Annotated in this window: 14 protein-coding genes; 8 read left to right on the forward strand and 6 right to left on the reverse strand. The window is 71.5% G+C overall.

Features of this window, described 5'->3' with window-relative positions:
* Positions 1-29: 29 nt before the first annotated feature.
* Entirely contained in the window at positions 30-515 is a 486-nt protein-coding gene (locus ACIRSS_RS25030; protein WP_400898856.1) for a hypothetical protein, read from the forward strand.
* A 9-nt stretch (positions 516-524) separates the two neighbouring features.
* Here the strand turns inward: ACIRSS_RS25030 and ACIRSS_RS25035 are convergent, their stop codons facing one another.
* Positions 525-2,918 carry a GH32 C-terminal domain-containing protein gene (locus ACIRSS_RS25035; protein WP_400898858.1) on the reverse strand — a complete coding sequence of 798 codons (2,394 nt, stop codon included), beginning with the start codon at positions 2,916-2,918 and terminating at the stop codon, positions 525-527.
* 267 nt (positions 2,919-3,185) lie between these two features.
* On the opposite strand from ACIRSS_RS25035, the gene ACIRSS_RS25040 reads away from it, so the two are divergent.
* Positions 3,186-4,034, forward strand: coding sequence for an SAM-dependent methyltransferase (locus ACIRSS_RS25040; protein ID WP_400899772.1), 849 nt, complete (start codon positions 3,186-3,188; stop codon positions 4,032-4,034).
* Between the two features lie 19 nt (positions 4,035-4,053).
* On the opposite strand, the gene ACIRSS_RS25045 is transcribed toward ACIRSS_RS25040, so the two are convergent.
* Together ACIRSS_RS25045 and ACIRSS_RS25050 are read right to left on the reverse strand one after the other, a co-directional pair.
* Positions 4,054-4,413, reverse strand: coding sequence for a hypothetical protein (locus ACIRSS_RS25045; protein ID WP_400898860.1), 360 nt, complete (start codon positions 4,411-4,413; stop codon positions 4,054-4,056).
* Between the two features lie 89 nt (positions 4,414-4,502).
* Positions 4,503-5,537: an alpha/beta fold hydrolase gene (locus ACIRSS_RS25050; protein WP_400898862.1), complete on the reverse strand. Its 1,035-nt coding sequence runs from the start codon at positions 5,535-5,537 to the stop codon at positions 4,503-4,505.
* A gap of 118 nt (positions 5,538-5,655) precedes the next feature.
* Between ACIRSS_RS25050 and ACIRSS_RS25055 the strand changes: the two genes are divergently transcribed.
* Genes ACIRSS_RS25055 through ACIRSS_RS25065 form a run of 3 tightly spaced genes read left to right on the forward strand, consistent with a single transcriptional unit; the run spans position 5,656 to position 7,048 of the window.
* Positions 5,656-6,297, forward strand: a complete 642-nt coding sequence (locus ACIRSS_RS25055) for a class I SAM-dependent methyltransferase (protein ID WP_400898864.1) — start codon at positions 5,656-5,658, stop codon at positions 6,295-6,297.
* A gap of 59 nt (positions 6,298-6,356) precedes the next feature.
* Positions 6,357-6,731, forward strand: coding sequence for a putative quinol monooxygenase (locus ACIRSS_RS25060; RefSeq protein WP_013225627.1), 375 nt, complete (start codon positions 6,357-6,359; stop codon positions 6,729-6,731).
* 5 nt (positions 6,732-6,736) lie between these two features.
* On the forward strand, positions 6,737-7,048 hold the full coding sequence (locus ACIRSS_RS25065; RefSeq protein WP_400898867.1) for an ArsR/SmtB family transcription factor: 312 nt from the start codon (positions 6,737-6,739) through the stop codon (positions 7,046-7,048).
* A gap of 91 nt (positions 7,049-7,139) precedes the next feature.
* Here the strand turns inward: ACIRSS_RS25065 and ACIRSS_RS25070 are convergent, their stop codons facing one another.
* Positions 7,140-7,739, reverse strand: coding sequence for a TetR/AcrR family transcriptional regulator (locus ACIRSS_RS25070; RefSeq protein WP_400898869.1), 600 nt, complete (start codon positions 7,737-7,739; stop codon positions 7,140-7,142).
* A 72-nt stretch (positions 7,740-7,811) separates the two neighbouring features.
* Here ACIRSS_RS25070 and ACIRSS_RS25075 point away from each other — a divergent pair, with 72 nt between their 5' ends.
* The 3 genes from ACIRSS_RS25075 (at position 7,812) to ACIRSS_RS25085 (ending at position 9,651) form a co-directional block, all read left to right on the forward strand.
* A complete protein-coding gene (locus tag ACIRSS_RS25075) occupies positions 7,812-8,180 on the forward strand; it encodes a DUF1330 domain-containing protein (protein WP_400898871.1) in 369 nt (122 codons plus the stop codon).
* A complete protein-coding gene (locus ACIRSS_RS25080; protein ID WP_400898873.1) occupies positions 8,180-8,923 on the forward strand; it encodes an alpha/beta fold hydrolase in 744 nt (247 codons plus the stop codon). The genes ACIRSS_RS25075 and ACIRSS_RS25080 overlap by 1 nt, the downstream gene beginning before the upstream one ends.
* 347 nt (positions 8,924-9,270) lie before the next feature.
* Entirely contained in the window at positions 9,271-9,651 is a 381-nt protein-coding gene (locus ACIRSS_RS25085) for an STAS domain-containing protein (RefSeq protein WP_400898875.1), read from the forward strand.
* Positions 9,652-9,678: 27 nt separating this feature from the next.
* Here the strand turns inward: ACIRSS_RS25085 and ACIRSS_RS25090 are convergent, their stop codons facing one another.
* Positions 9,679-12,813, reverse strand: a complete 3,135-nt coding sequence (locus ACIRSS_RS25090; RefSeq protein WP_400898877.1) for a PA14 domain-containing protein — start codon at positions 12,811-12,813, stop codon at positions 9,679-9,681.
* A 118-nt stretch (positions 12,814-12,931) separates the two neighbouring features.
* Positions 12,932-13,690: an SDR family oxidoreductase gene (locus ACIRSS_RS25095; RefSeq protein ID WP_400898879.1), complete on the reverse strand. Its 759-nt coding sequence runs from the start codon at positions 13,688-13,690 to the stop codon at positions 12,932-12,934.
* Positions 13,691-13,760: the final 70 nt, after the last annotated feature.

Raw genomic sequence — 13,760 nt, forward strand, 5'->3', positions numbered from 1 at the left:
CGCGGCGGCTTCCCCGGCGTGCTGGAGGCATGACGCCGTCGAGGTCCCGGCTGCCCGAGGCGGCTTTGTTGTGGCTTCCCCTGGTGGTGCTGGTCGGCGGCCTCGCGGTGGTGTGGGCCGGCGTCTCCATGGCCGCGGACGTGAGCCGGTCGGCGAGGCTTTTCCCGGGGCGGGTCGTCGCGACCGGGGTCCGGGACCACCTGACCGCGGACGTCGAGTACACCGGACCGGACGGAGTGACGAAGACGGAGACCTTCGAGCACCAGCAGGGACGGGTGATCGTCCCGGGGCGCCGGGTGCAGATCCGGGTGTGGCCGGAGGAGCACCGCGCGGAGTTCGACGAAGGTGACAAGCACACCGGGCCGATCGTGGTGGGCAGCCTGCTGACCCTGCTCGGCGCGGGCGCGACCGTGCTGCTGTTCATGTGGCATCACGGCGTGCGGCTGGACGTGCACGCCGAGAAATGGCGGACGCGGTTCGATGCGTGCTTGTGGTGGCTGTCACGCTGGCGATGACCACGGACGTCACGTGATCGAGAGGTTCTGCGCGGTGGTGTTGCCCGCGTATCCGTTGACGCCGAACCTTCCGGACGCGTACGCCGAGTCCGTTGCGTCGATGATGGGCGTGGCGCCGTGGTCCAGCCAGACTTGGATGCGCGCGCCGGTCGTGCGGACCTTGAGGTGGTAGGTGCGGCCCTCGATGACCGGCGTCGGATACGTCGCGATGTCGAGGCCGGGGCGCCACAGCTTCACCAGGCCGTTCGTGTCGATGTTCGCCGTGTAGCCCTCGCCGGTGGCGGTGGCGCGGAACGTCAAGCCGGCCGCTGTGCCGTTCGTGACGGACACGTCGCCCTCGTACGTGAAGTCGGATCCGGTGCGGTCGCTGAGGAAGAAGCCGTTTCCGGACGCGGTTCCGCGCAGGCCGTCCGGGGTGGTGGTCCAAGCGCCGCCCCTCGTTGTCCACGGGCCGGACGTGAACGCCGTGAAGCCGCCCGGGCCGGTGTTCAGGTTCTGCACGGTCGCCGACCCGTGGTACGCGTTCGCGCCGAAGCGTCCGGACGGGTACGTCGTGTCGGTGGCGTCGATGACCGGCGTCGTGCCGTGGTCGAGCCGGACCTGGATGCGTGAGCCGGTCGTCCGGACCTCGAGGTGGTGGGTGGCGCCCGGGTCGAGGGGCGTGGCGTAGGTGGCGATGTCGAGGCCGGGGCGCCAGAGCTTGACCACCCCGCTCCGGTCGACGTTCACGGTGTACCCGGCGCCGTCGGCCGTGGCCCGGAAGGTCAAGCCGGCCGCCTGGGCGGTGTCCAGCCGGACGTCGCCCTGGTACACGGCGTCCGCCGCGGTGCTCGCGCTCAGGTAGAACGCGTCGCCGGTCGCCTGCGCTTGCTTGCCCCCGGCCGTGTCGGTCCACGAGCCGCCGGCCGCGTGCCACGGGCCCGCGAGGGTGCTCTCCAACGTCGGCTGGGCGGTGCCCCAGCTCGTGCTGAGCCGGGTGAACTTCGCGCTTTTCAGCCGGACCGCACCTCCGGTGGCGAAGAGCCGGATGCCCTGGCTGACCGCGGCGGAGTCGAAGTTCACGTTGTCCGAGAAGGAAAACCGCCCGCCATCGCCGTAGACCTCCAGCTGGCCGCGGTCCACGAGCAGCCGCACGCTGACGTCACCGCCGGTGGGCGGCAACGGCTTTCCGTCCATGGTGCCCGCCGCGCGGTCGTAGACGACGGTGCGGTCGGCCGAGCCGTCGGAACGGCTGTGCAGCGCGAAGCCGAACTGGCCGGCCGTCGCGCCGGCGACGTCGAAGGTCGCGGTGATCTCGTAGGTGTCGGCGAGGATACCGGCGAAGGGGTCGCGCCCGCCGGCACTCACCGTCTCGTTCCGCCAGCTCCTGCTGTCGGCCCGCAGCGAGTCGAGCTCGGTCACCGGGGTCCGCGTCACCTGTGGGCCGTCGGGCGAGTCCACCAGGCCGAGCGTCACCGGGAACGTCGCGTTGCCGGTCCAGGTGCTGCCGCGGTTGCCGCCCTGCCAGGCCATCTGCACCACGCGGCCGTCCGGCGTGCCGGTGAAGGTCTCCGCGGCGTAGAACGTGCCGCCGGCGTAGGTGGTGCCGAGGTTCATCTTCTTCGGCTGCGGCCGGTCGGTCCGGAACGTCCGGCCGTCGAACGCGCCGACGACGTACTCGCCGGTCGCCGACGTCAGCACCCACCGGCCGCCGTCGAGGGGGAACAGGTCGGGGCACTCGAAGAGCCAGTCCGCCGCGTACCGGCTGGCGAAGGTCCAGTGCAGCAGGTCGGGCGAGGTGTAGAGGTCGACGCCGTTGCCGCCCCGGTTCGACCACACGACCATGGCCCACTGGTGCCGCGCGGCGTCCCAGACGACCTTCGGGTCCCGGCTCTCCTCCGGGATCTCGATCTGCTTGCGGCCCTGGTCGTACGCCTGGAAGCTGCGGCCGTTGTCGTTGCTGTAGAAGATGCTTACGCCGTTCGTGTTGCTGAACACCACGATCGGGTCGAGCGGACCGGTCTTCAGCCCGGCGGTGTTGTCCCGGTCGACCACCCCGCCGCCGGAGAACAGGGTGCCGGGATGCACGCCCGGCTCCAGCGCGATCGGTTTCTGCGTCCAGTGCACGAGGTCCGGGCTCGTGGCGTGGCCCCAGTGCATCGTGTCCCACTCGAGGCCGTGGGGGTTGTGCTGGTAGAAGAAGTGGTAGAGGCCGTTGGCGTAGACCAAGCCGTTGGGGTCGTTCATCCACCCGGACTGCGAGCTGAAGTGGAACTGCCCCCGGAACGGCTCCTGGTAGGTGGTGGCGGGGTACGGGAACTCGGGGTAGTCCCACGGGGTTCCGGCGTTCGCGGGCGCGGCCGGCGCCAGCACGGTCAAGGCGACCAGGAGAACGACGAGCGACGCGCGCGCGAGGCGACCCACGGGACCCACACCCTTCCTCCCGCGCGGTGCGCCGGGACGGCTCCGGGAAGCAGCTTCACCGTCCTGCGCTCCGGACGGGGCTGTCAACCGCCGCGGCGGATCTTGTCCGGACAACTTCCGTTGAGGGGCACGGAAAGACGGACCTTTGAAGTGGGCGGCCGCGAAGGCCCAGCGGACGCAGCGCGCCGTCGTGGGCCGGCTCGCGGCGGCGAGGATCACCCCGGGCACCGGCAGCGATACGATGGCCCGATGGGGTCGGGAGACGGCATGGCGGAGGAGCCCTTACCGGGTGTGGACCTGGAGCGGCCCAGCGTGGCGCGGGTCTACGACTGGTACCTCGGCGGCACGGCCAACTGGGCGATCGATCGCGAGTTCGGCAAGAAGGTCCTGACGACGTTCCCGGCCGGGAAGTACTGCGCCCAGGCCAACCGGGCCTTCCTGCACCGCGCCGTGCGGCACCTGGTCGCCCGGGGCGTGCGGCAGTTCGTCGACATCGGCTCCGGGGTGCCCACGATGGGCAACGTGCACCAGGTCGCCGACGAGGTCGCGCCGGACTCCCGGGTCGTCTACATCGACTACGAACCCGTCGCGGTCGCGCACTCCCGGATCTTGCTGGAGCAGCACGGCGATCCTGCCCGCCACGCGGTGGTCCACGGCGATCTGCGTGATCCCGACGGCGTCTGGGACGCCGTCGCCCGGACCGGTGTGGTCGACCTCGGCGAGCCGCTGGCCCTGCTGGTCACCGCGGTGCTGCACGTCCAGCAGACCGGCCCCGACGGCCGGGACGTGGGTCCGGAAGCCATCGCGCAGTACCGGGACCTGCTGCCGGCCGGCTCGTTCCTGGTGCTGTCGCAGATCACCCACGAGGGCCTGCCCGAGGACATCGCCGCCCAGCTGCACGCGATCATCCGCATGTACGACAACGACGTCAGCAAGCACGTGTTGCGGTCGAAGGCGGAGTTCGGCGCGCTGTTCGGCGACTTCGCCCTGCTGGATCCGGGCGTCACGTGGACGGCGTCGTGGCACCCGGAAGAGAGCGGCCCGGACACGCCCGTGATCGACTTCGACGACCCCAGCGAGTCCGTGATGCTGGCCGGAGTCGGGCAGAAACCCTGACCCGCACCACGCCAGCCGCTCACCGGAACTCGTGCACGACCTCGATCGGACCGACGAGGTGCGCGTTGAACTCGTCGAGCTCCTCGGCCGGAACCCACAGCTCCAGGATCGTCTTGCCACCGGCCTGCTGGACCGGATAACGCCGGAGGAACTCCGACTCGACCCGGAAGCGCGTGACGTAGCCGACGCCGTGGTGCGGCACGTTCCAGTCCCGGGCGATCTTGATCGCGTACTCCTCGTTGAGCACGGGGTAGAAGATCGGCTGCTCCGGGAGCCGGGGCGGCCACGCGCGCCGGCCGGACTGCCGGACGAGTTCCCACTCCTCCGGACCGGTCGGCCGCCACAGCACAGTGGTCGGCGTTGCCTCCTCCTGGACCACCGCGCACCCCCTCAACCGAGTTGATCGTTCTGCCGGTGCCGGAGCCTACGGGGCGGCCTGATCTCCCTGCCAGCCGTTTTCGGGCCGGGTCAGAGCAGGCCGGCGGTGGCGGCGTGTGCGGCGGCCGCCGCCCGGGATGACACGCCCAGCTTGCCGCGGATGTTCGACACGTGGCGGTGCGCGGTGTGGGCGCTGATCCCGAGCCGGCGCGCGATCTCCTGGTCGCTCAACCCTTGCGCGACCAGGCGCAGCACGTCGAGCTCGCGTTCGGAGAGCCCGCCCGCCGCGCCGGTCCGGCTGGCGGCCCTGCCGGCGCCGAGGAACTCCCGCACGGAGCGGACGAGCCCGTCCACGTCTCCGCGCCAGGGCAGGTGGTCGGTGCCGTCGAGCGGGACGAAGGCGGCGCCCGGGATGCGGGCGGCCACGTCCCGGCCCAGGGCGAACGGGATCGCGCGGTCGTCGCGGCGGTGCAGGACGAGCGTCGGCACCTCGATCGTGCTCAGCTGGTCGCGGACGTCGAACGCGTACACCGCCGCGAGCGAGCGCGCCGCCTTCTCCGCGGAGAGGCTCGCGCGCTGGAACTGGACGAACTCGTCGCGTTCCGCCGGGGTCGCGGTCGGCAGGAACACGTCGGCGAGCACCCGGGACCCCACGCCCCAGTGCCGTTCGACGACCGCCAGCAGGGAATCGCGGGCTTCCGCCGCGGCGATCTCGGCGCCGCGGGCGTAGCTGCCGTAGAGGACGAGCCGCTCCACGCGGTCGGGGTGGGCCGCCGCGTACGCCATCGCGGCGCAGCCGCCGGACGAACCGCCGAACAGGGTCACCTTCTCCCCGGCGGCGTCGACGACGGCGCTCAATGCGGCCACTTCTTCGGCGAGCGACGTGACCAACGGCCCGGCGTCGTCGGACATGCCGACGCCGGGCCGGTCGTAGCGGACGAGGGTGAACCGGTCGCCGAGCAGGCCGGCGAACCGGCGGAACAACGCGTTCTGCCAGTCCAGCTCGAGGTGCCCGCACCACCAGCCGCCGACGACCAGCGGCGGTCCCGCGCCGACGGCCGCCCAGGCGAGGGCGCGATCGTCCGGGCCACCGGTGAACCGCACGACCTGGTCTTGTCCCGGCATCCCCCGAGCGTAGGCCGTGGCCCGTTCCGGCCAGTCCCCGGAATGGCACAGGCGGGTGATGCGGTGGGAGGCCGGTGGCTGGTGTGCTGCAGCGCATCGGCGGTGTGGAGGAGGAACGATGGCCGGAGGGGACAGCGTGGGGGCACGGGACGGGCTCTGGGAACGGTTCGGGGCGGCACTGTACGAACCGTTCCTGCGCCGGGGGGAGCGGCTCGGGCTGGCGGGCCGGCGCGGGGAACTGCTGCGGCACGTGCGGGGCCGGGTGGTCGAGATCGGGGCGGGGACCGGGCTCAACGTCGCGCACTACCCCGTGACGGCGGAGGTCGTGCTGACCGAGCCCGTCCCGGCGATGTACCGGCGGCTCGAAAAGCGCGTGGCGGGCCACGTCGGGATGCGACCGGTGCAGGCGCCGGCCGACGCGCTGCCGATGGCGGAGGCCAGTGTCGACACGGTCGTGTCGACACTGGTCCTCTGCACGGTGCCCGACGTCGACCGGGTGCTGGCCGAGCTCGCGCGCGTGCTGCGGCCCGGTGGGCGGCTGCTGTTCTGCGAGCACGTGCGCGCCGAGGACCCGAAGCTGGCGCGCAGGCAGACGCGGCTGGCGGGGCCGTGGGCGGCGTTCGCGCAGGGCTGCCGGTGCGATCGCGACACCGTCGCGCTGCTCAAGCAGCGGTTCGACATCGAGGAGATGAGCACGGCGCGGTGGCGGGGGATGCCTTCGGTGGTGCACCCGCTGGTCATCGGCACAGCGACAGTGTGACGGGGTGTGGCGTCCTGTGGTTCAATGACCATTGAACCTGTCGAGCGAAGGATGCGGACATGACGCACGCGGAGCGGCACGAGGGCGTCCTCATGACCGGGCGCAACGGGGCGGACGGGACCAAGGCGTTCTACATCGAGATCGAGGCGCGACCGGACAAGGTGGAAGAGGTCCGGGTGATGTTGCGCGACATCCTCGGGTGCGTGGAGGGCGAGCCGGAAACCGGGCCCTGGTACGGCGTCCAGTTCGGACCGACGACCTTCGGCATCTTCGAGGTGTTCCCGAGCATCGCCGGCCGCCAGGCCCATGTGGACGGTGGCGGCGGGGACATCTTCCGCGATGTCGAGCGGATGAACGACATCCTGGCCGCACCCGCCCACGTGCACCGGCTGGACGTCCTGTTCAGCAAGCAGATCTTCACCGCGGCGGGCTGAACCCGGTGTCCGACCGGCCCCACCCGGACCTGGCCGGCCTCGGCCTGGCCGACGTCATGCGCGGCTTCGCCGATCCCTCCCGGCTGCACATGGTGCGCACGATGGCCGCGCTCGGCGAATGCGAGTGCTCGCGCGTCTACGCCGACCTCGGGCTGAGCAAGTCCAACGCCTCGCACCACATCCGGGTCCTGCGCGAGAGCGGCATCGTCCGGCGCACGCAGCGCGGCAACCAGCAGTACGTCGCGCTGCGCCGCGACGAGCTGGAGATGCGGTTCCCCGGCTTGCTCGACGCTATCGTCGCGAACGCGGAGGCGTGAGGTCCCGCCGGACGACGACGGTTGAGGTCATCTCTCCAGGCCGCGGCAGCGTTCCGTACTTCGAGGCAGCACGTGGACCCGCCTTCCGGGCCTAGGGAGTCAGGGCGCGGCGCCATTGGCCGGTGATGCTCCGGCGCAGCGCCTCGGTGTCGACGCTGCCCGGATCGAGCAGCCGCTGCAGGGCGATCCCGCGCAGCTGCCCGACGACGGCTGTCGCGACCTCGTCCGCGCTCGCGTCCGCGTCGATCTTGCCGTCCGCGATGCCGGCCTCGACGTCTTCGCGCAGGTCCGCGCGGAAGGCGGCGTCGCGTTCGCGGAAGATCGGGGCCAGGTCCGGCTGGGTGGCCGCTTCCGCCCACAGCAGCAGGAAAGCCTGGTTGAACACGCCGATCCGGCCGAGCTCGCCGAGGTAGCCGTCGATCAGCCGCAGGAGCCGGTCGAGGCCGGGGGGCACGTCCTCCAAGCCCGGGACGAACCCGGCCTGCGTGGCCCTCGCCAGCCGTTCGACCAGCGCCTGCTTCCCGCCGAAGTGGTGGGTGACGATGCCGCGGCTGTACCCGGCGCGTTCCCCGACGCGGGCGAGCGTCAGTGAACGCACCCCCTGCTCGACGACGAGTTCGGCGGCGGCGGTCAGGAGCGCGGCTTCGGCCTGGTCGCGGCGCTCCTGCTGGGTGCGGCGGGTGGGAGGCATGAGGGGAGCCTAGCAATTCAACTTGCGTGTTGCTCAACAAGTATGTGTACAGTGGTGTTCCAGGAGGTCCTGATGATCGAAATCGAAGACCACGCCCTCGACGCCCTGCTCGCCGACGACCCGGGCGGCCCGGTCGTGATGCTCAACCTGCTGCGGTTCCGCCCGGACGGCGGCCGCGAGAGCTACCAGCGCTACGCCGAAGCCCTGCGTGGCGAGCTCAACCCCCGCTACGGCCTGAAGGTCGAGTACCTCGGTGCCGGCGGCCCGGCGCTCGTCGCCGAAGACGGGCAGGCCTGGGACATGGTGGTGCTGGTCCGCTACCCGGACCGGCGAGCCTTCGCGGCCATGGTCCGCGACCCCGAGTACCAGGCGATCACCCACCTGCGCACCGAGGCGCTGGTCGAATCGGTCCTGCAGCCGACGACGCCGGTGGCGGTCTGATGCCCGCGGTGTTCGTCCACGGCAACCCGGAGACGGCGGCGGTCTGGGACCTGCTGCTGGCGGAGCTCGCGCCGTCGCGTCCGGACCTGGTCTGCCTGTCGCCGCCCGGTTTCGGCGCGCCGCTGCCCGCCGGGTTCGGTGCCTCCCTCGCGGACTACCGCGACTGGCTGATCGGCGAGCTGGAAGCGTTCGGCGAGCCGGTGGACCTGGTGGGCCACGACCTCGGCGGCGGGCACGTCGTCAACGTCGTGCTGAGCCGCCCGGACCTCGTCCGCAGCTGGGTCAGCGACACGCTGGGGATCTTCGGCCCGGGCTACGAGTGGCACGAGCTCGCCCGCCGCTGGCGGACGCCCGGGGCCGGCGAGGCCGACGTCGCGGCGCGGTTCGGCGGCACGGCCGAAGCGCGGACGGCGGTGCTGGTGCAGCGGGGGATGGGCCCGGCCGTCGCCACGCGCGTCGCGGCGGGGCAGGACGAGGCGATGGGGCGGGCGGTGCTCACCGTGTACCGGTCCGCCGGCGAGCCCGGCCTGGGTTTGCCACTGGAACGGGCGGCGGCCCGGCCGGGGCTCGCCATCCTGGCCACGGCCGACCACGTCGTCGGGACCGAAGCGCAACGCCGCCGGGCGGCCGCCCGCGCCGGAGCGCCGGTCGCCGTCCTCGACGGCCTGGGTCACTGGTGGATGACCCACGACCCGGCCCGCGCCGCCGCGGTGCTGACCGAGTTCTGGGCCACCCTCGGCTGAGGCCCGGCGCGCCGTTCACCCGTTCGCGTGAGGGTCGCCGCTACGGGCTTTCTGCTCTGGTGCTCGCCGGCCGGCGGGTCCAGACTGGCGTCAAGTCGCCGGACGGTGGGCCACGGCCCCGGTTCCCCGTGGCCCAGGTCCGTGGACGGTTCAGCCAACAGCCGGCTGCGGGCCGCCGCTCCAGCGCGGCGATGAGTGCCGCGATCCGCTGGGAAACCTCGCCCACGCGCTGGAAGTCCGTCACCGGCCTCGGTGCCACGGCCGGCCACGCTACCCTCGTCTCGGCTGGTGCCTCTCGCCCAGCGATCGCGGCCGAGGCCGCCCCCGAGCACCAGGAGAGTCAGGGCATGGAGTGGTCGGACCCGGGTCCGGAGGACGTCGGACCGATGGCGATCAGCTCGGAGACCGTCCCCGGAGGCGTCCGGAAGATCCGGGTGAGCGGCGCCCTCGAACTCGCCGGCCGGGATCGGCTGCGAGCCGCGTTCCTCGCCGCTCTCGACGCCCGCCCGGAGGCCATCGTGGTCGATCTGACCGAGGTCGGCTTCTGCGACACGACCGGCATCGAAGCATTGGTACGCCTCGACATCGGCGGCCGCGAGAGCGGAGTACCGGTTCGCATGCGGCCGTCGAAGTCCCTGGCCAGGGTGCTGGAGCTGAGCGGCCTCTGCGAGGTGCTGGATCTGGTGCCCGTGACGCCGGGCGTGGTCGTGAGTGAGAAACAGCGCTAGAACACTGTTTCTCACTCACGACCGAGCTCACGGGAGCTGGGCCACCTCCGCGTCCGTCAGCGCCTTGCCGACCACACTGACGGCGTCGACCGCGCCGGGCCAGAAGTCGACGTTGCGGCCGTCGTACTTGGCCCGCCCGACCGTGAACGCGCCGGTGCTGATCAACGCCGGTCCGGCGGGTGCCGTCGCGACCTTCACACCGTCCACGTAGAGCCGGATCTCGTTGCCGGACCGCACACCCGTCAGCTCGTACCAGCGGCCGGTCTCCGGCACGACCTCGTACCGGGCCCGGTTGCCGCCGGGCGTGCTGAACGCGAACGCGCCCTGCCCGTACTGCAGGTAGAACGGGCTCTCCCGCTCCCGGCCGTCCTGGCTCACCGCGGTCGCGTAGTTGCCGGGCAGAGCGTCGAGACGCACCTTCGCCGACACGGTGTAGTCACCGGTCGTGTCGACGACCGGGCCGTAGGTGTCGGCGGAGCCGCCCGAGAACTGCAGCGCGCCGTCCTTGAAGGCCGCCCCGGTCGGGGTGAGCGTCAGCGGGTTGTTGCCGCCGCTCGAATCCTTCGCGGTCGTTCCGCCGCGCTCGTCGAGGTTCCACGAGCCCTTCCCCGCGTACGGGTAAGGCTTACCGGCGTCGGCGCCGGCCTCGATCACGCGCCGGTTGATCTCCCGGACGGGACCCGGGTCGACCTTGAGACGCTTGCGGTCGTAGGTCCAGAGCCCGTTCAGCTCGCCTTCCAGGTCGGTGACCTGCGTGTAGACCGACGCCGACAGCTCGGCCCGCGCTTGCCCGAGGTAGAACGTGCGGGTGTTGTCGACGTACTTCGCCGTCAGCGCCGCCTTGTCCGCCACCCCGCTGTAGATCGCGATCGGCGCACCCGGCCACTGGTGACCCGGCGTGCGCAGCGTGAAGCCGCCGTGCTCACCGTCCATCGCGACACGCTTGCCGTCCGAACGCGCCGGATCGGTGTTGTTGTAGTCGTGGTGGTCGATGACGTCGCCCGCGCCCGAGTCACCCTTGGAGGCACAGCAGTTCACCCCGCTGTGGGCGTTGACGATCCGGCTCGGGTCGGTGGCCTTGACCTGGTCGGTGATCCGCCCGGTCGCGGCCTTGTCCCACTCGCCCCAGCCCTCGTTGAACACGATCCAGGCGTAGACGGACGGGTAGTTCTGCAGCTGGTGCATCTCTTCCAGGCCCTGGCTGAGCCACGCCTGCTGCGCCGCGGGGTTGTTGCCGTCCTCGACGGACACGAAGTCCTGCCACACCAGCAGTCCCAGCTGGTCCGCGTGGTAGTACCAGCGGGCGGGCTCGACCTTGATGTGCTTGCGGACGGCGTTGAAGCCGAGGTCCTTCTGCGCCTTCAGGTCGAAGACGAGAGCGTCGTCGCTCGGCGCGGTGTTCAGGCCGTCCGGGTAGAAGCCCTGGTCCAGCTGCATCAAGGAGAAGAACGGCTTGCCGTTGAGCGTCAGCTTGGGCGTGCCGTTCACGTTCGTGATGCCGGTGGACCGCATGCCGAAGTAGCTCTTGACCTTGTCGGCGCCCAGGCTGATCTCCAGCTGGTACAGGTACGGGTCGTCCGGCGTCCACAGGTGCGGGTTCGGCACCGCCAGTTTCAGGTTCGCGTTCGCCGGTCCGCTGACCGTGCCGACCTGCCGGCCGCGCGCGTCCTTGGCGACCGCCGTGACGGTCGCGTTGCCCGCGGACTTGACGGTGAGTGCCAGCGAGTTCGTGGTGAGGTCGGGCGTCGTCTTGATCTCGTCGATGCCCTTGTCCGCCACGGGTTCCAGCCACACCGTCTGCCAGATGCCCGACGACGGCGTGTAGAAGATGCCGCCGGGGTTGGCGGACTGCTTGCCCTTCGGCTGGTACGGGCCGGTCGTGTCCGTGACGGCGACGACGATCTCCTGCTCGTCGCCGCGCTTGAGCGCGTCGGTGATGTCCGCGCTGAACGCCGTGTAGCCGCCGGTGTGCTCGGCGACGAGCTTGCCGTTCACCCACACCTTGGCCTGGTAGTCGACCGCGCCGAAGTTGAGCTTGAGGCGCTGCCCGCCGCCGATCTTCCAGTCGCGCGGGACGGTGACCGTGCGGCGGTAGAACATGTGGTCTTCGTGCCGTTCGAGCCCGGAGAGCTGCGACTCGATCGGGTAGGGCACGATCACCTTTTCGGGCAGCCGCTTGCCGAACGCCGGCTGCTGGCCCTCCGTGGCGGCCGAGAACTCCCACGGGCCGTTGAGGTTGACCCACCTCTCGCGCTCGAGCTGCGGCCGCGGGTACTCCGGCAGCGGGTGGCGCGTGTCGACGTTCTCGCCCCACGGCGTCCGGAGCCGTTCGGTCGAGGCGTTCGTGACGATGCGCCCGGACTTGCCGACCTTCGTGCCGTTCACCGCGAGCGCGCCCGCGCCGTCGTAGTACAGCGTGACCCGCTGGCCCTTCAACACTTTTTCGGCCAGCTGGATCGTCGCCCGGTCGCGGCCCGCCGTGACGGCCGAGACCGGCATCGGCGTCGCGTCGACCTCGATGCGCAGGTGGTCTTTCAGGTCGCTCGTCCCCGAGACGCGGCCGTCGAAGCCGGCCGTGAGGGTGCGGCCGTCCTCGGAGATGTCCGCCGTGCGCGGCACGACGGCGAAGTCGGCCGGCGGCGTGAACGCCGACAGCGGCACGATCTGCTTCGCGATCGCCGCGCTCGACCAGCGCAGGAACATGTTGGCGCCGCCGGTGTCCTGGAACATCTCCAGCTTGAAGTCGTACTGCTTGCCGGCGGTCAGCGTGACCGGCGCGCTGGTCTGCTCGTTGTCCCAGTCCCCGACCCAGTGGTCGATCACCGGCGCGCCGTCGAGGAACAGCCGGAACCCGTTGTCCCCGATGGCGTAGAAGGTGTAGTCGCCGGTCTGCGGCACGGCGAGCTGTCCGGTCCAGCGGGCGGTCGTGTTCTCCGTGCGCCCGGTGACCAGCCCGAAGACCGAGGTCAGGTCGGGGTGGTTGACCTCCGAGTCGAGTGCGGTACCGGCCAGGTTGGCGAAGTCGTGGGCGCCCGGCGCCGAGGGCGTGAAGTACTCGGCCTTCAGGCCGTGCACGGGCTCGGCGGCACCTGCGGGTGGCGGGCCGGATGCCATGCCCAGCGTCACCAGAACGGCGACGAGGACGGAAGCGGCTCTTCTCATCGGCGGGGTCCTTTTCATTTTTACAACGTTGTAAAACGCTTCCGGGCGATCCAATCAGACAAGTTGGACTGCTTGATACCGCCGAATGCGGGTATCTCGGCGGCCGACTGCCGAGGCGTCAGCCGCCGGTGACGAGGGCGGCGGCTTCGGGACTGTGGAGCCACTCCGCGTAGCTCGGCCCGAGGATGGTCGCGCCCGCCCCGGGGAGGAGGCCGTCGTCGGCGATGCCGGTCACGGTGTCCCGGTCGGTCCGCAGCTCCAGCCGCAGGCCGAAGTGGTCGACGAAGGCACGGGCGAGGTCGAGCACCTCGGCCGGTTCCGGGCCGGCGATGTCGGGCGTGCGGCCCTGCGCGGGGCGCTCGGCGACCTCGACGAGCGCCGCGGCCACCGACGTCGCGGCCACGGTCTGCACGCGCAGGTCGAACACCGTCGCGTGGTCGCCGTCGCGGGTCCGGCCCACGAGCTGCCCGGGGAACTCGTGGAAGTGGGTCGCACGCACGATCGTCGCCGGAACCGGGCCCGAACCCGCCGTGCGCTCGTGGTCCACCTTCGCGCGGAAATAGCCGAAACCGGTGTCGTCGATCCCCACGACCGACAGGGTCACGATGTGCCGGACGCCCCGCTCGGCGCCGACGCGCTGCAGGTTGGCCGCGGCGCTGGTGAAGAACCGCCTGGCCGCCTCCTCGTCCAGGGACGCGGAGTTGCTGACGTCGACCACGACGTCGACGCCGTCCAGCGCGGCGCTCAGGCCGTCTCCGCTCGCGAGGTCGACGCCGGTCGAGCGGTCCAGCGCCACCACGGTGTGGCCGCGCCCGCGAGCCGCCTCGACGACGTGCGGGCCGACCAGTTCGTCCGCTCCGGCAACGGCGATGCGCACACTCTCTCCTCCCGCCACCGCGCGGAGCGCGCGGCCTCTCCAGCGTGCGGGAGCGCGGCCGGTCACGCAC

Source organism: Amycolatopsis sp. NPDC101161 (assembly GCF_044768185.1).
In the GTDB taxonomy this organism is placed as follows: domain Bacteria; phylum Actinomycetota; class Actinomycetes; order Mycobacteriales; family Pseudonocardiaceae; genus Amycolatopsis.